Source organism: Aeromonas sp. 82P, from assembly GCF_051919365.1.
Classification (GTDB): domain Bacteria; phylum Pseudomonadota; class Gammaproteobacteria; order Enterobacterales; family Aeromonadaceae; genus Aeromonas; species Aeromonas veronii.
In genome coordinates this window covers 4,335,336-4,350,345 of the sequence record NZ_JBQBEV010000001.1, presented here as the reverse complement: position 1 = coordinate 4,350,345, position 15,010 = coordinate 4,335,336, and the positions used below count along the sequence as shown (strand labels likewise).

The following is a 15,010-nucleotide window of genomic DNA, read 5'->3' as shown; positions in this document are numbered from 1 at the left end:
TCATTACCCGATGGCCAAAGGTAGAGTTGCCTAGTGGTTGGGGAAGTGACAGTCCAGCAGATGAGAAAGCCTATCGCTTTTTAAAAGAATTACTCTGGTCATTCAATACAGATGATGGAGCATCATACATTAGATTGTTGCTTTCTGACCTTCGCTTTTCTGACTTCCATATGGACTTGCAGAGTATTAATGCCTCCTTAATTAGGAAGAGGGCATTGCGAGACTTCACACCTCCGCTGCCACATGAAATTATCAAGTTGCTGGATGGTAATGAAGTCGTCACAGTGGAGGGCTTACGCAAGCTGGTTCTTTATGAATTGCACCGATATCAACAACATATCTATGGGGGAGAGTTCAATTCAGCAGAGCGCTTTTACGAGAAAGGTGAAAGGTTGGATGAAGTGCGTTCAACCGAGATCATTGCTGAACGTATCAAGTTGCGCCTTGAGCCGCAAAACATCACAGTCACGCCAGAACATCAGCTAAAGGATCGAAATCGGAGTGATTTCACTTTCACCAAAATTATTGCTGGTCAGAGGCGCCTATTAGTGACTGAGGTAAAAGGGCAATGGCATCGAGAACTTTACAAGGCCGCATCAGCTCAGCTCTATGAGCGTTATTCCATCCACCCAGATGCCGAACAGCAAGGAATATTTTTAGTTATCTGGTTTGGTGCGAATGAAGAGGTTGCAGGACGAAAGAAGCACGGAATTGAATCTGCCGAAATGCTGAAAATAGATATTGAAGAAAAACTCCCCGCAGAGTTATTGGGGCTAATTGACGTGTTTGTGTTGGATGTTTCTCGTCATTAAGTCATCAGTCTAGGAGATGATGCTTGCCATTGTGATGAGTGGATTTTAGGGGCCCTACTTGTTTGGGTGAAGAGAAAGATACGATTGCTTCCCGACATTCAACGTAGCCGCTCCGGCTTGCATCCCCCGCCATGCAGGCGCAGACTGTTTGGCCTTGTTTTTATGCGATTCGATTCAAGGCAACCATCATGACTCCTGCCATCAGCCTGCTGAAGAAGCTCAAAATCCCCCACAAGCTCTACCCCTACGAGTGCGAAGCCCACGACGATTTCGGCAAGCATGCCGCGACCCAGCTCGGGCTGCCGGAGGCACAGGTGTTCAAGACTCTGGTTGCCCATCACGACAAGCAGGCGGTGGTGGCCATCGTTCCCTCATCCGGCATGTGCAGTCTGAAACAGCTGGCCAAGGCGACCGGCCTCAAGAAGGTGGAGATGATGAAACCGGCGGAAGCGGAGAAGCTGACCGGTTACAAGGTGGGCGGCATCAGCCCGCTGGCCCAGAAGAAACTGCTGCCCACCGTACTGGATGAGTCGGCGCTGCAGTTTGACGAGATCCTGGTGAGCGGCGGCAAGCGCGGCCTCTCGGTCGGCGTGGCGCCGCAGGATATGCTGACGCTGATGAAGTGGATCGCCGCACCTATCGGCGAAGAGTAGTACCGGGCACGGTGTGAACCTGCTCTCCGGGCCTGTGGCGGCCCGAGGGCGATGTGACTCGTGAGGATATCTGCCTGTGTCCCCCTGTTTGTCGTGTTGCTTATCCTCGTCATAGGCCGCGCCAAGGTGGGGCACCCACGCTCAGGGCTACACTGAAAGTACCCTTTCAGCCAAGGCGCGGTTTATGTCACCCCTGCATCTGCTGGCTGCCGCTCTGTTCTGCATGTTGTCGCTGACCGGACAGGCGGCCACCCGGTTTACCCATATCAGCCCGGAGAGCGAGCGGGATCCGCGCACTACTTATGATCGGGAGCTGCTGCGGCTCGCCCTCGACAAGACCCGCGACCAGTTTGGCGACTATCTACTGGAGCCTGCGCCGCCCATGACCAAGGCGCGCGAGCGGCTCAGCATGCAGCTCGACAGCTATCCCAACCTCTTTGTAATGGACAGTTACAGCAGCACCCGCGAGGAGCTGGGGCTTACCTATGTCCGTTTTCCCATCCATTTGGGCATCGTCAGCTACCGCATCTGTTTTGTCAGCCCGCAGCAAAAGGCGGCGGTGAGCAAAGTGACCGACCTCAAGGGGCTGCGCCAGTTCACCTTCGGTCAGGGCAAAGGGTGGCTGGATGTGGATATCCTGCGTTACGCCGGGATGGAGGTGGTGGAAGTGGAGGGGTACGAGAAGCTGTTCAAAATGGTGGCGCGGGGCCGCTTCGATCTCTTCTGCCGCGGGGTGAGCGAGCTGCGCAGCGAGCAGCTTACCCACAAGGAGATGACGGATCTGCTGGTGGATGATGCCTTGTTGATCTACTACCCGCTGCCCCGGGTTTTCTACACCAATCCCAACAATCGCGAGGCGCTCAAGCGGGTCGAGCGGGGGTTGCAGCTGGCGTGGCAGGATGGTTCGCTACAGGCGCTGTGGCGCAAGAGCTTTGGCCCGGCCATCGCCTTTGCCAAACTCTCCCAGCGCCGACTGCTGCGACTGGATAATCCCTTCCTCGACGGGATCAGCTTCGATTACCGCCCCTACTTCTACAATCCGCAAACCGATCGCTTCGGCGATTATTGAGGTGCCTGCCGCTGGCGGCAGAGGGCCAGCCAGGCCTCGGCTGTGCGCGACAGATAGCGCTCGCTCGGCCAGATCACCCCGAGTCGCCAGCTCAATTCGGGCTCCAGTGGCCGCAGCACCAGACCATCCGGAGTCAGCCGGTTGCAGACCGGCTCCGGCAAGAAGGCGACCCCCATGCCGCTGCGTACCATGGCGGTGAGAAAATCCCACTGGCTGCTGCGTGCTGCCACCTGAGGCACAAAGCCCGCTTCCTGACACGCCTGCTCCAGTCGCTCGCTCAGGGTAAACGCCTGGGTATAGAGCAGGAAGGGCTCCTCTTGCAGGGACTCCAGCCGCAGCGGCGCCTCGCCATGCCAGCGGGGTTGATCTGGCAGCACCACCCGGATCGGGTATTGATCCAGCTCCAGCGCGCTGAGGGCGCCTCCCTCTTTGGTCGGCAGCATGGTGATGGCGAGATCCAGCTCCCCCTCCAGCACCGCCTGTTCGATGCGGCGACCGCCGTACTCCACCAAGATCAGCTCCACCTTGGGATAGCGGGTGCGGTAGGCGCGGATCAGATCTGCATAGACGTGACCCACCATGGGGGGAATGCCGAGGGTGAGGCGACCGTGTTGCAGGCTCTGCAGATCCGCCAGTTCGGCCTCCAGCTGCTGCATCTCAGCCAAGATGGTCTGGGCCCGGTTGAACAGCACCTGGCCGCTGTCGGTCAGGGTGAAGCGGCGCCCTTCCCGGTTGAGCAGGGGTTGGCCCAGCTCCTCTTCGATATTGCGGATCATCTTGCTGATGGTGGGCTGGGTGACGAACAGCTTTTCAGAGGCGCGGGTGAAGCTTTTTTCCCGCACCAGTTCGACAAAATAGCGCAGGGCGCGAATATCCATGGACTCTCTCGTCTCGTGTTGGCGGGTACGGGATGAAGTATGCCAATGCGGCATGAATTTGATAATTTTAATTCATTTCTGGCAGGTTTTGCTCAACTCTATACTGTGAGCCGGTTCACAGAAAGACGATGATCATGAAAGCCCTCTGCTTGCGCTGGTTACAGACTCCCTTCCAGATTGTGTTGCTGGCCGCCATCTGGCTGCTGGCCGATACCGCGGTGCGTACCCTCCATCTGCCGCTGCCCGCCAACCTCACCGGCATGCTGTTGCTGCTGGCCTGCATCCTGCTCGGGGTGGTTAAGGCCGAGTGGTTCAGCGCGGGGGCTCGCTGGCTGCTGGCGGAGATGCTGCTCTTCTTCGTGCCCGCCGTAGTCGCGGTGGTCAACTATCAGGATCTGCTGCTGCAAGAGGGGTGGCGCATCATGGTAGTGCTGCTGGTGAGCACCACTCTGGTACTCGGCACCACGGCACTGGTGGTGGATCGGGTTTACCGCCTCGAACTGAAACTGGCCCGCCGGAGTCGCCGTCATGTCTGATACCCTGCTCGGGCTGATCTGTTTCGCCCTCACCCTGCTCTTCTACTACGCCAGCAAATGGCTCTACGGCAAAAAGCGGATCCTGCCGCTGATGCCGCTGCTGCTGGCGCCGACCCTGCTGGTGGCCGTGGTGCTGCTGTTCCACATCCCCTATCAGGATTACATGGCGGAATCCCACTGGCTGCTCTGGCTGCTGGGCCCCGCGACCGTTGCCTTCGCGGTGCCGGTCTACGAGAACCGCCAGCTCATTCGCCGCCACTGGCTGTCGCTGTCGGTCGGGGTGGTCGCCTCGGTCATCATGGCAGTGGGGAGTACCGTGCTGCTGGCTCGCTGGCTGGATCTCTCCGACATGCTGCAACGCAGTCTGGCGATGCGCTCCATCACCACGCCGTTTGCGGTGGAGGCGACCCGCGCCATCGGCGGTCAGAGCGACCTCACCGCGCTGTTTGTGGTGCTCACCGGTGTCATCGGCATGGCGGTGGGGGAGAGCGTGCTCACCGTGCTGGCCATTCGCAGCCGTCTCGGCAAGGGGGCGGGCTTTGGCGCCTCGGCCCACGGTGCCGGTACCGCCAAGGCCTATCAGATGGGCAACGAAGAAGGGGTGGTCTCCAGCATGGTGATGATGATCGCCGGTATGGTGACCGTGCTGCTGGCGCCCCTGCTGGGCCGGATGTTCTGGTAGGCCTGGCTTCCCTTTAGAAGGCGGCTCGTCCCGGCGCTACACTCTAGTGAGCGTGTATTTCCGGGATGAGCAGTATGACCTTTCATCGCCTCGCTTCCTGCTTGCTGCTGTGCAGCCTTTCCTTCCTTGCCACTCCCCTACGGGCGAGCGACGTCATCACTCATATCAGCCCCGAGAGCGATCGGGACTTGCGTACCCTCTATTTTCGCGATCTGTTGCAGCTGGCGCTGGAGAAGACCCGCGACAGCTTCGGTGACTACGAGCTGCGGACCGCGCCGCCGATGAACCGTATCCGGATGCGACAGATTGTGCAGACTCAGCAATACCCCAATCTGTTTGTGGCCGACAGTCTGCGCCCGGCCGCAGAGAGCGAAGCGCTGGATTACGTCCGCTTTCCGGTGGAGCTGGGCATCCTCGGTTATCGCATCTGCTTTGTCAGTCCGCAGCAGGCCGATGCGGTGGCAAGGGTCAATACCCTGAACGAGCTGCAGCAATTTCTGCACGGGCAGGGACGTGGCTGGCAGGATGCGGAGATCCTGCGTCATGGGGGATTCAAGGTGCAGGAAATCGACGGTTACGAGCGGCTGTTCAAGCTGGTGGCGCGCGGTCGCATCGACCTCTTCTGCCGCGGGGCCAACGAGCTCTTTATCGAGCAGGAGCAGCACAGTGATCTGCCCGGTCTCACCGTGGATCGGCGAGTGGCGCTGCACTATCCCTTCCTCCACCTCTTCTACACCCACAAGGATAATCAGGCCGCCATCCGCCGCCTATCGGTCGGCCTCAAGCTGGCGTGGCGGGATGGCTCGCTGCAACAGCTCTGGCTGCGCCACTTCAAACCTTCCCTCGAGCATGCGCAGCTCCCCAGGCGCCTGTTGTTCGAGTTGGCCAATCCGCGCCTTGATAAGGTGGATTTTGATTATCGGGCCTACCACTACAACCCCGTCGACGGGACGTTCGGACCCGGGCTGCCTTGATCCTGATGGTGTTGTTCCCGGATAAAGGGCCGTCTCTGCTGATGTGCTTAAGCATGCCAAAAAGGCATGTTTTTTATTATTTAAATTCATTTTTTGAAGGTTGGTGCGCTGCATATACTGGGGGTCGCTTCACGGTTCAGGTTTGCTCCTGCCCGCTTCTGGCTTGTGCGAGTGAGCCTGAATCGTCCTGCTGCGGCGTCTTGATGTTCTGCATGAAGGCGTCCATCACTGGGCCGGGATCGATCCCGGCAGGTATTACAGCTGACGGAGCCTTGTTATGTTTAATTCCCACTCTTGCGCCCTGATTGTCGAAGGGGGCGCGATGCGCGGCATCTTTGCCAGCGGCGTGCTCGATGCGTTTGTCGAAAGTCACCACTATCCGTTCGATTTCGTCATAGGCGTCTCGGCCGGGGCGACCAATCTGGTCTCTTATCTGAGCGAGCAGCCGCGCCGCAGTCACCACATCATCACCGAGCTGGCTTGCAGCTCCCGGTTTCTCGATCCCCTGCGTTTCGTCAAAGGGGGCGATCTGGTGGATATCGGCTGGCTGTGGCAGGCCAGTCGCCATCACTTCCCGCTCGATCTCGACACTTTCTGCGCCCGCGACATTCCCTTCTACGCGGTGGCGACCGATGTGGCGAGCGGCAAGGCCATCTATCTGCCGGTGCGGCCCGACAACATGGATGAGGTGCTGACCGCCACCTGCGCTCTGCCGGTGGTGCAGCACGATACCCCCTGCGTCGATGGTCGCCCCATGGCCGATGGCGGGATCAGCGACTCCATTCCGGTGATAGAGGCCTATCGGCGAGGGGCGCGGCGGATGACAGTGGTGCTGTCGGAGCCCTGGGGCTATCGCAAGAAGCCGGCCCGTTTCTGCTGGATGGTCAAAGCCTTGCTGAAAACCCAGCCAGCGCTGGCGCAAGCCATGCTGGAGCGGGATCTCGCCTACAACCGGGCACTCGATTTCATTGCCAATCCCCCTGCCGATTGCGAGATCGAGGTGATCGCGCCACCGGCCGATTTCATGGTTTCCCGTTTTACCCAGGATCCGGTCAAGCTGGAGTCCGGCTATCTGCAGGGTTACTGGCAGGGGCGCCAGAGTCTGTTGCGGGCCCGTGGAGAGGTGCGGGCGGTGGCCTGACTGGTTTGCCGGGTGCTGAATATAAAAAGGGGAACCTCGCGGTTCCCCTTTTGCATGCTTGTGCGGTAGTCGCTGATTACAGCATCTGCTTGAGGCGATAGAGCAGATCCAGTGCCTGACGGGGGGTGAGCTCGTCCGGGCGCATTGCTTCCAGCTCTTCCACCACCGGATGAGGCTGCGGGGCGAGGGCCACCGGGGCCGGGCGGCTTTCACCGGCGGCGACCGGAGTGGCGCTCTCCAGCTCATGCAGTTTGTGACGGGCCTGCTGGATCACCGATTTCGGCACCCCGGCCAACGCTGCCACTTGCAGACCGTAGGAGCGGCTGGCCGCCCCTTCCTGCACCGCGTGCATAAAGGCAATGGTGTCGCCGTGCTCCACCGCATCGAGGTGGACGTTGGCCAGCCCGCTCATCAGCTCGGGCAGGCGGGTCAGCTCGAAGTAGTGGGTGGCGAACAGGGTGTAGGCGCCAATCTTGCTCGCCAGCTGTTCGGCGCAGGCCCACGCCAGCGAGAGACCGTCGTAGGTGCTGGTGCCGCGGCCAATCTCGTCCATCAGCACCAGACTGCGGGCGGTGGCGTTGTTGAGGATATTGGCGGTCTCGGTCATCTCCACCATAAAGGTGGAGCGGCCGGAGGCGAGATCGTCCGATGCCCCGATGCGGGTGAAGATACGGTCGATGGGGCCGATGCGGGCGCTGTCGGCGGGGACGAAGGCGCCGATATGGGCCAGCAGCACGATCAGTGCAGTCTGGCGCATGTAAGTGGATTTACCGCCCATGTTGGGACCCGTGATAATCAGCATCCGTCGCTCCCGCTCCAGCCGGATGGGGTTGGCAATGAAGGGAGCTGTCATCACCTGCTCTACCACCGGATGGCGGCCCGCTTCAATGATGATCTGATCTTCGTCGATGAGGGTCGGGCAGCGATAGTCGAGGGTCTCGGCCCGCTCGGCCAGATTGGCCAGCACGTCCAGCTCCGCCAGTGCGGCGGCGGAATCCTGCAGATCGCCGAGGTGGGGCAGCAGAGTATCGAGCAGCTCTTCGTAGAGCCGTTTCTCCAGCGCCAGCGCCTGGGACTGGGCGGTGAGTACCTTGTCCTCGTACTTCTTCAGCTCATCGATGATGTAGCGTTCGTTGTTCTTGAGGGTTTGACGGCGGATGTAGTGGGCCGGCACCAGATGGCTGTTGGCGCGGCTCACCTCGATATAGAAGCCGTGCACCTTGTTGTAACCCACCTTGAGGGTGTTGATGCCGGTCAGCAGCTTCTCCCGCTCCTCGATGCGGGCGAGGCTGGCGGTGGCGCCGTTGGCGAGATCCCGCAGCTCGTCCAGCTCCTGATTGAAGCCGTCACGGATGACACCACCATCGCGGATCAGCACCGGCGGCACCTCCATCACCGCACGCTCCAGCAGGTCGAGCAGCTCGGGGAAGGTGCTGGCCCGCTCGGCCAGCTGTTGCACCGCTTCGTGCTCGTTGTCCGCCAGCAGGCGCTGTAGCTCGGGCAACTGGGCGAAGGCCTGACGCAGGCGGGTGAGGTCGCGCGGGCGGGCCGAGCGCAGGGCGAGACGGGCCAGTACCCGCTCCACATCACCCACCTGACGCAGCAGGTTGCCCAACTCGTCGTAGAGGTTCTGCTCGATGAGCTCCTTGATGGTGCTCTGGCGACCTTTCAGGATCACCCGATCGCGGATCGGCTGGTGGATCCAGCGCTTGAGCAGGCGGCTGCCCATGGGAGTGGCGGTGCGATCCAGCACCTCGGCCAGGGTATTTTCATAGCCACCGGCCAGATTCTGGGTCAGCTCCAGATTGCGGCGGGTGGCGGCATCCATGATGACCGCGTGATCCGGCTGCTCGAGGCGCACGTTGCGGATGTGGGGCAGGGCGGTGCGCTGGGTGTCCTTGACGTACTGCATCAGGCAGCCAGCGGCGCACAGGGCGGTCTCGCTCTTGTCTACGCCAAAGCCCACCAGATCCTGGGTGCCGAACTGCTGGCAGAGCAGCTTGCGAGCGGTGCCCAGCTCAAACTCCCACTCCGGGCGGCGACGCAGGCCGCGGCGACCCTCGATATGGTGCAGAAATTCGAAGGATTCTGGATAGAGCAGCTCGGCCGGATTGGTGCGCTGCAGCTCTGCCAGCAGGGTCTCTTCTTTCTCGAACTGATTGATGAAGAAGCGGCCGGAGCCGATGTCCATGGTGCCGTAGCCGAAGCGGCGGCCATCGTGATAGACGGCGGCGATCAGGTTGTCCTGCCGCTCGCTGAGCAAAGCCTCGTCGGAGACGGTACCCGGGGTGATGATGCGAATGACCTTGCGCTCGACCGGCCCCTTGCTGGTGGCGGGATCCCCCACCTGTTCGCAGATGGCGGCGGATTCGCCGAGCTGCACCAGCTTGGCCAGATACCCTTCGATAGCGTGATAGGGAACACCCGCCATCGGGATGGGGCTGCCCGCCGACTGGCCGCGTTTGGTCAAGGAGATATCGAGCAGCTGGGAGGCCTTGCGGGCATCGTCATAGAACAGCTCGTAGAAGTCGCCCATCCGGTAGAACAACAGGATCTCCGGGTTCTCGGCCTTGAGGCCAAGGTACTGCTGCATCATAGGTGTGTGCTGGTGTAAATTTTCTATTGTTATCAATGTCTGTTCGCCATTAAGTTGCTGTTATTGCACTTATCTTTTTCATTGTTAAGGCTCAGCATGGTTCAGTTTGTCTCATCAAAGCTCACTAAATCTTGCTTTAAAGCGTAGGTCAAAGCGTAGGTTTATGTGATGATGAACGTGGTTGAAATGAAAACCTACGCTTTTGCTCTCATAAAAAACGATATGAAAGGATGTAAGTGATGGCCGCGCCCCAGAATAGCAAACCGCTTTCTTACAAGGCAATTGAGTCGATGAAGCCAGGAGACAAAGATAAAGTCGACGTCGGTGATTACCGAGGATTGCGAGTAGCGTGTGGAAAAACGGGAAAGAAAAGCTTTTACTATCGCTACAACGACCCTTTGAATCCGCGTAAGCAAAAGCAAGTCACCTTAGGTGTCTTTCCTGCCATGTCCTTGGAGGAGGCCAGGACCAAGTTCAAGGAATTGAAGCTCATGAGGCATCAAGGTGTCTGTCCGGCTACAGAGCTGAGCGCAGTTAAAGTCAAGCGCGACCAAGAATCTGAAGTCGTTGCACCGTTTACCATCACTGACATGATCGAGCTTTACCTGACTGAGCACATCGAAGATCGGCATGCCAAGGAAGGAGGAATTTTACTTGGAGCCCGTAAACCCAAAGGGCAAGCAGAAACACGAAGGACTCTCTATAACGATCCTGTGCGTGCATTCGGAGAGAGGTTAGCCACAGAGGTGCCAGCTAACGATATCGTGGCTTTGGTCATGGAGATTGTTGCGCGGGGAGCGAATGTGCAAGCTGGTAGTGTTCTGCGTGAGCTGTCAGCTGCTTTCGATTATGCAATTGGAACGGGCAAACTGGATGAGCACTTTGTAAACCCAGTTACGAACGCAAAGAAAAGATTAAAATTAGCGAAAGTGCGTTTAACATGTCAAAAAGGAACTCGAATTTTTAGTGATGAAGAGCTAAAAAAATTTCTTCTCTGGTTACCAAGTTCTGGTTTTACTATTCCACAGAAAAACGTGCTCAGAATGACGTTATGGACAGGATGTCGTACCGGAGAAATCTGTGGTGCTTATTGGCGAGATATTGATCTAAGTAATGGCACATTCCATTTAAAAGAAACGAAAACTGATACCGAGCGATATGTTCAGCTTCCAAGACAAGCTATCGACTTTCTTCATTCACTGAAATTAATTACAGGTGATTGTTTATTTCCATCGCTTTTGACTAAAAAGCCGATACCTCAAAAATTGTTAACTGAAACTGCGTGGCGACTGCGCAAAGACAATGTAATGATTGATATACCTTCGTGGACACCACATGACCTTCGGCGTACCGTTAGAACAGGGCTTGCAAAGCTGAAATGTCCAAGTGATATTGCAGAGGCAATATTAGGTCATGCCCCAAAGGGCATAGAAGGAACATACAACCTCCACAGATACAATGATGAGTGCAAAGAGTGGTTGCAAAAGTGGGCGGATCATTTAGACAGATTAACTGCGATATAGATGATTTTCCTCGATTAAATATAGTTTTCCGTGGGGGCGTAAGTGCCCCCATGTAACATACAATTTTTATAGCTAGCTTAAACATTGATGTAACTACCCATCAGGATTGATACTGCAGTACGCATCGTTAATTAGTTTTTCTATGACTGCATTTCTTTTTATTCCCTTTGCCTTTGTAATTTCTTTTAATTTTCTTTCAATGTCTACACTCATGATAAAATTATATTGTTTGCTGTCTGGATTGTTTTTTCTGTATTTTTTTTGGGTTAGGGATTTTTTAAGTCTATCAAATTTAACTATACAGTCACTTTCTTTAAATATGAAGAGTAAATCAAAGTAAGTTGTAATGGCTTCAGAAATATCATCATTGCTATTGCCGTCAATTATTTTTAAAAAAATGTCATCTTGATCTATCTGGTCTTTTATCCATAACAAATCTTCATTATCTAATCCTTTAAAGTTCAACCAGCTTTTAGGTTTTTGTTTTTTAATTATTTTACTCCAAAGCAATTCAATAAACTGAAGGTGTTTGGACTTTATAGCGATGCCATCGTCTAAGCGATCAAAATACTCAATTACCCTTTCTTTTTTTTGACGAGAGGTTTTGGCTCTTGGGTGGCTATTGGTAAAACGCATGTGACTTAATGATATTGCATCTTCAAAAGAATTGCTTCTAAAATAAGCTGGCCCTGGTTGACTAAGATTTGGGATGGTTTTTTTGTAAAGGTCACTGTCTTTATCAAAAAAATAACTCCAATTATTGATTATAGCGAATGCAAAATTACACACTCTTTGGTTCGTTACCTGTATCCAGCAAAAGTGCTCCATTTCTAGACAGCTTCTACTGAACTGTTTGAATAGAAATTCTGCGATTGCGTCAGTGTTCTCTAACTGGATGGCGTTATCTATTTTCCGAATGTAGTTTGCGACAACATAATCTTGTTTGGTTTTGAAATAGTCATTAAAAATTAATAAAATTGAGTCGGAATCAGTGTTGATGGTGTCAAAATGTAGTTGATACAGAGTATATTCTGCAAATCTTCTCATTTCCTCCGTAGCTTTCAGTCTATTGAAGCGATCGCCCCATGGGTATTTAGATTCATTTTCTATTGGTAGCCCATGGCTTGGTAATTTCATATAAATCCACTCGCGTTAAATATTGTTTAAATTTGATACTAGTGTTTTTCTAGTGTCAGTCAAGTGTCATTGTAGGGTTTTTATAGGGTTTTTCTAGTCTATAAATAGTGTTTTTTATGGGCTCCCAGCCCAGTGTTTTGTCGATTTTCATTGATATGTATGCATTTTTTATGAGTTAGAGAGTGTTGTGTGTAGCCTCTCGTCCCCCAGTGAAAAAATCAGGCGACAACTCCCCTGCCACTGGGGGCTCGTGATTGGTGTGAGTCTGTTCATCATTGTTTTTTACAGAGAGCTTGTATGTGAAGACCTGTAGTAGCATCGATGAGTCGTTGATGATTTGGTATTGGCTGTGGATTATTGAGTATAAATGGTGGGGCAATGAAGCTGCTGTGATGATGGAGTCTGGGATATGTAAAAATGAACACAGAGCACCTTAGGTATGAAAAAACTTAAGGAGAGTAAAATGGGTCTCATTAAAATAAATGAATTGATCGCGATGACTAAGCTATCTCGCCCAACAATCTATCGGCTAATCAAGGCAGGGAAGTTCCCTTCACAACTCCAAACATCGCCAAAGACGGTAGCATGGGAAAAATCAGAAGTAGAAGACTGGATTCGCAAATTGGTAATGGAGCGAAAAAATCATAACTAATAATATCTTGGCTCCCTTTTTTGGGAGCTGTTTTTTAAGTTTAATGGTTTCATTATGGTCTATTTGGAGCCAGTAAATGAAGGCTGTCAATCTGCTGTGCAGATTAAGTTTATGGCATAGAATAATTGCTTGATCGTTGAGGCTAAGTTCAGAGTAAGTTTTTTATTCTAATGCTCGGTATTATCGAGACCTTATCGAAAATACCTACGATTCTTTTCGGTGATTTAGTCGGCTACTTAGTTCGGTAATAGTATTACATATACACACAAGGTGTATAACAAGGCAGAGGGGGTAGGAGATATATCGAGGGTGAGAGTGATACACCATCAGAGTGTATCACAGGGTATGTGAACGAGAATATGTGATATATACACATCGTGTATACAAATCAGATGCACATCAGGCTTGTACATCAGATATAAGCCATTAGCTGTATAGATCTGCATAGCAAAGTATATGTAATGCACAGAGTGCTAAATGCAGGTTGGTATATCAACCTAGTGGTTTGATAAGAGAGAACAGTATCAGTTGTCCGTAAAGTTTTACGTAGCAATCTTAATTACTTACGATAAGTGGGGTCACCTGAGTATCTAACCAACGGTTATAGGTATTCCATGCGAGCTATAGGAACTTATATGAAATCAAAAGTCGGGTATCATTTAATAGCCGACGAGCTAGAAAACTTACGAGTTGTGGCTGAGGCTAAGTATGGTTCAATATCTTTTGAGCAGTTGAAAACATCCGTGGAGGTAATCGCTAACTTCTTGAATAAACACCCACGAGTGTTTGCAGTGCGTGTTGACCTACGCTTTCCCCAGATACCAGTTATGGATGATCCGGACATGCCGACAAGTTTTCCACCGGAGGTAGAGGAGGAAAAGGTTATTAAGCGCTTTATAGCTTCACTAAAAAGCCAAATACAGGCGGCACGTCACCGTAAGGGTAAGACGGGTAAACCATTCTTCTTTGGATTTATCTGGGTGAAGGAGCAAGTAACAAGCCAGTACCCTCATTATCACGTGGTGCTACTATTTAACAGAGATGATTACGGTCATCTTGGGGATTACTCTAATTTCGATGGAGATAACATGGCTACGCGTATCCGTAAAGCTTGGTGTAGTGCATTGAGGCTCGCATACCCTGATTATGCATCTTTGGTGCATTTCCCTGATGATGCAGAGTATCGATTTGATCGCCGAGATGCTGACCTACACAACGAGAATTTTTATAAATTCTTGGAGAGGACTGCGTATTTATTTAAATTACGTTCGAAAGTACGAGGTGAGCGTAATTTCGGGCGTAGTCAACTGATAAGGTAATGTTTACACTTAATTCATGGGCTCTAAGGAAGGTGCGAATAAGTCACCAAACATAAAAATGCGCCCTTGTAAGCATTTGAATTTAATAAACTAAATTTTTCAGTTTCGTTGTGGAGGGTGCTTATTCGCACCCTCCCTAAACACCTTCGCTGTGCCATAGCCATTCCCGGCGAAAGGAGACACGGTATCCATGAAGTGTTTCACTCGGGCCAGCAGGCTGGCCATTCCTCTACATTGATGATTGCGCGTGATGGTTTCATGTAACTTGTGCCACAGCCGTTCTATGTGATTAACCCAAGGGCTGTAAACTGGCTGGAACACCAAGCAGAACTTGGGGTTCTTCTTCAACCATCGCTCGGTCTGCTTGCTTTTGTGGGTGATGCATCCGATCGGTTGAGTTGATATGATGAACTCTTTTGAGACCGACAGCTTCATGGCATCCATCCCCGTTCACTGTCCTCGTTGCAACTCTGACCACGTATATCGCCATGGTAAGACCCCTGCTGGCCATGTTCGCTATCGTTGCCCCGTCTGTCCGCACGTGTTTCAGCTCACCTACACCTATGAAGCCCGCAAGCCTGGCGTCAAAGACAAGATTGTTGATATGGCGTTCAACGGCTCAGGTGCTCTTGTCACATCATCTACTCGGCAGACCTCGTGCCTTGACTGGCAAAGCCTACGCGCCCCAACCTCTTGGCTTTGATCTTGTCCATCACGGCCATCAGCGTATCCGATTGAGCAGATGGCGGGACAAACAGGTCGGCCTGTTGTTGCCCGTCGGGAAGCTCGTTCAGCATCACCACTTTTTTGGTGATGCTGGCTGATATACGACATCAGTGCTAGCAATACGGCCTAACAATTGAGTGATTGCTGCCCAGATACTCAATGTTTAGCTTTCAATGTGAGTTAACTCCTAGTCGACGTTGCATCAAGTCAGTAAACTTGAACACCACATTGCTGAACAGGATGCGTTAGCACAGCAAGACCTCGTTATCCTGTTGCTGCTGTCTAATCACCCGTAAAAGCCGGGCTGTAGCT

The 15,010-nt window shown here is 53.4% G+C and carries 14 protein-coding genes and 2 pseudogenes; 11 read left to right on the top strand and 5 right to left on the bottom strand.

Annotated features, from left to right (window positions below):
* Positions 1 to 26 precede the first annotated feature (26 nt).
* From ACTG2S_RS19940 to ACTG2S_RS19930, 3 genes are all read left to right on the top strand, one after another.
* Complete coding sequence (locus ACTG2S_RS19940) at positions 27 to 812, top strand: hypothetical protein (RefSeq protein WP_439983152.1); 786 nt, start codon at positions 27 to 29, stop codon at positions 810 to 812.
* 188 nt (positions 813 to 1,000) lie between these two features.
* Entirely contained in the window at positions 1,001 to 1,465 is a 465-nt protein-coding gene (gene ybaK / locus ACTG2S_RS19935; RefSeq protein WP_144716002.1) for a Cys-tRNA(Pro) deacylase, read from the top strand.
* Positions 1,466 to 1,649: 184 nt separating this feature from the next.
* A complete protein-coding gene (locus tag ACTG2S_RS19930) occupies positions 1,650 to 2,534 on the top strand; it encodes a hypothetical protein (RefSeq protein WP_416004625.1) in 885 nt (294 codons plus the stop codon).
* Here ACTG2S_RS19930 and ACTG2S_RS19925 read toward each other — a convergent pair.
* Entirely contained in the window at positions 2,528 to 3,412 is an 885-nt protein-coding gene (locus ACTG2S_RS19925; protein WP_160880602.1) for a LysR family transcriptional regulator, read from the bottom strand. The two genes, ACTG2S_RS19930 and ACTG2S_RS19925, sit on opposite strands and share 7 nt — an antisense overlap.
* Positions 3,413 to 3,546: 134 nt before the next feature.
* On the opposite strand from ACTG2S_RS19925, the gene ACTG2S_RS19920 reads away from it, so the two are divergent.
* From ACTG2S_RS19920 to ACTG2S_RS19905, 4 genes are all read left to right on the top strand, one after another.
* The gene (locus tag ACTG2S_RS19920) at positions 3,547 to 3,948 is read left to right on the top strand and encodes a CidA/LrgA family protein (protein ID WP_040069042.1); all 402 of its coding nucleotides are present in this window, start codon (positions 3,547 to 3,549) and stop codon (positions 3,946 to 3,948) included.
* Entirely contained in the window at positions 3,941 to 4,630 is a 690-nt protein-coding gene (locus ACTG2S_RS19915) for an LrgB family protein (RefSeq protein WP_041210813.1), read from the top strand. The genes ACTG2S_RS19920 and ACTG2S_RS19915 overlap by 8 nt, the downstream gene beginning before the upstream one ends.
* A gap of 74 nt (positions 4,631 to 4,704) precedes the next feature.
* Complete coding sequence (locus tag ACTG2S_RS19910; RefSeq protein WP_201947242.1) at positions 4,705 to 5,604, top strand: hypothetical protein; 900 nt, start codon at positions 4,705 to 4,707, stop codon at positions 5,602 to 5,604.
* Between the two features lie 277 nt (positions 5,605 to 5,881).
* Positions 5,882 to 6,745, top strand: a complete 864-nt coding sequence (locus ACTG2S_RS19905; RefSeq protein WP_201947244.1) for a patatin-like phospholipase family protein — start codon at positions 5,882 to 5,884, stop codon at positions 6,743 to 6,745.
* A 76-nt stretch (positions 6,746 to 6,821) separates the two neighbouring features.
* On the opposite strand, the gene mutS is transcribed toward ACTG2S_RS19905, so the two are convergent.
* Entirely contained in the window at positions 6,822 to 9,377 is a 2,556-nt protein-coding gene (gene mutS / locus ACTG2S_RS19900; RefSeq protein ID WP_439983150.1) for a DNA mismatch repair protein MutS, read from the bottom strand.
* A gap of 203 nt (positions 9,378 to 9,580) precedes the next feature.
* On the opposite strand from mutS, the gene ACTG2S_RS19895 reads away from it, so the two are divergent.
* The gene (locus tag ACTG2S_RS19895) at positions 9,581 to 10,864 is read left to right on the top strand and encodes a tyrosine-type recombinase/integrase (RefSeq protein ID WP_429059331.1); all 1,284 of its coding nucleotides are present in this window, start codon (positions 9,581 to 9,583) and stop codon (positions 10,862 to 10,864) included.
* Between the two features lie 93 nt (positions 10,865 to 10,957).
* Here the strand turns inward: ACTG2S_RS19895 and ACTG2S_RS19890 are convergent, their stop codons facing one another.
* On the bottom strand, positions 10,958 to 12,001 hold the full coding sequence (locus ACTG2S_RS19890; RefSeq protein WP_429059330.1) for a hypothetical protein: 1,044 nt from the start codon (positions 11,999 to 12,001) through the stop codon (positions 10,958 to 10,960).
* Between the two features lie 463 nt (positions 12,002 to 12,464).
* Between ACTG2S_RS19890 and ACTG2S_RS19885 the strand changes: the two genes are divergently transcribed.
* Positions 12,465 to 12,653 carry a helix-turn-helix transcriptional regulator gene (locus ACTG2S_RS19885; protein WP_042081333.1) on the top strand — a complete coding sequence of 63 codons (189 nt, stop codon included), beginning with the start codon at positions 12,465 to 12,467 and terminating at the stop codon, positions 12,651 to 12,653.
* Between the two features lie 635 nt (positions 12,654 to 13,288).
* Positions 13,289 to 13,972: an inovirus Gp2 family protein gene (locus tag ACTG2S_RS19880; protein WP_274161829.1), complete on the top strand. Its 684-nt coding sequence runs from the start codon at positions 13,289 to 13,291 to the stop codon at positions 13,970 to 13,972.
* 99 nt (positions 13,973 to 14,071) lie between these two features.
* On the opposite strand, the pseudogene ACTG2S_RS19875 reads toward ACTG2S_RS19880, so the two are convergent.
* Positions 14,072 to 14,353: pseudogene (locus tag ACTG2S_RS19875) on the bottom strand (transposase); the annotation flags it as partial.
* Between the two features lie 35 nt (positions 14,354 to 14,388).
* Here ACTG2S_RS19875 and ACTG2S_RS19870 point away from each other — a divergent pair.
* Positions 14,389 to 14,627 (top strand): annotated as a pseudogene (locus ACTG2S_RS19870) (IS1/IS1595 family N-terminal zinc-binding domain-containing protein); the annotation flags it as partial.
* Here ACTG2S_RS19870 and ACTG2S_RS19865 read toward each other — a convergent pair.
* Positions 14,614 to 14,769 (bottom strand): hypothetical protein, encoded by a 156-nt coding sequence (locus ACTG2S_RS19865; RefSeq protein WP_438398022.1) that lies wholly within the window; start codon positions 14,767 to 14,769, stop codon positions 14,614 to 14,616. The pseudogene ACTG2S_RS19870 and the gene ACTG2S_RS19865 sit on opposite strands and share 14 nt — an antisense overlap.
* Positions 14,770 to 15,010: the final 241 nt, after the last annotated feature.

Coding starts and splice junctions, on each gene's coding strand:
- ybaK (WP_144716002.1), top strand. CDS start 1,001: ATGACTCCTGCCATCAGCCTGCTGAAGAAGCTCAAAATCCCCCACAAG.
- ACTG2S_RS19930 (WP_416004625.1), top strand. CDS start 1,650: ATGTCACCCCTGCATCTGCTGGCTGCCGCTCTGTTCTGCATGTTGTCG.
- ACTG2S_RS19925 (WP_160880602.1), bottom strand. CDS start 3,412: ATGGATATTCGCGCCCTGCGCTATTTTGTCGAACTGGTGCGGGAAAAA.
- ACTG2S_RS19920 (WP_040069042.1), top strand. CDS start 3,547: ATGAAAGCCCTCTGCTTGCGCTGGTTACAGACTCCCTTCCAGATTGTG.
- ACTG2S_RS19915 (WP_041210813.1), top strand. CDS start 3,941: ATGTCTGATACCCTGCTCGGGCTGATCTGTTTCGCCCTCACCCTGCTC.
- ACTG2S_RS19910 (WP_201947242.1), top strand. CDS start 4,705: ATGACCTTTCATCGCCTCGCTTCCTGCTTGCTGCTGTGCAGCCTTTCC.
- ACTG2S_RS19905 (WP_201947244.1), top strand. CDS start 5,882: ATGTTTAATTCCCACTCTTGCGCCCTGATTGTCGAAGGGGGCGCGATG.
- ACTG2S_RS19895 (WP_429059331.1), top strand. CDS start 9,581: ATGGCCGCGCCCCAGAATAGCAAACCGCTTTCTTACAAGGCAATTGAG.
- ACTG2S_RS19890 (WP_429059330.1), bottom strand. CDS start 12,001: ATGAAATTACCAAGCCATGGGCTACCAATAGAAAATGAATCTAAATAC.
- ACTG2S_RS19885 (WP_042081333.1), top strand. CDS start 12,465: ATGGGTCTCATTAAAATAAATGAATTGATCGCGATGACTAAGCTATCT.
- ACTG2S_RS19880 (WP_274161829.1), top strand. CDS start 13,289: ATGAAATCAAAAGTCGGGTATCATTTAATAGCCGACGAGCTAGAAAAC.
- ACTG2S_RS19865 (WP_438398022.1), bottom strand. CDS start 14,769: ATGCTGAACGAGCTTCCCGACGGGCAACAACAGGCCGACCTGTTTGTC.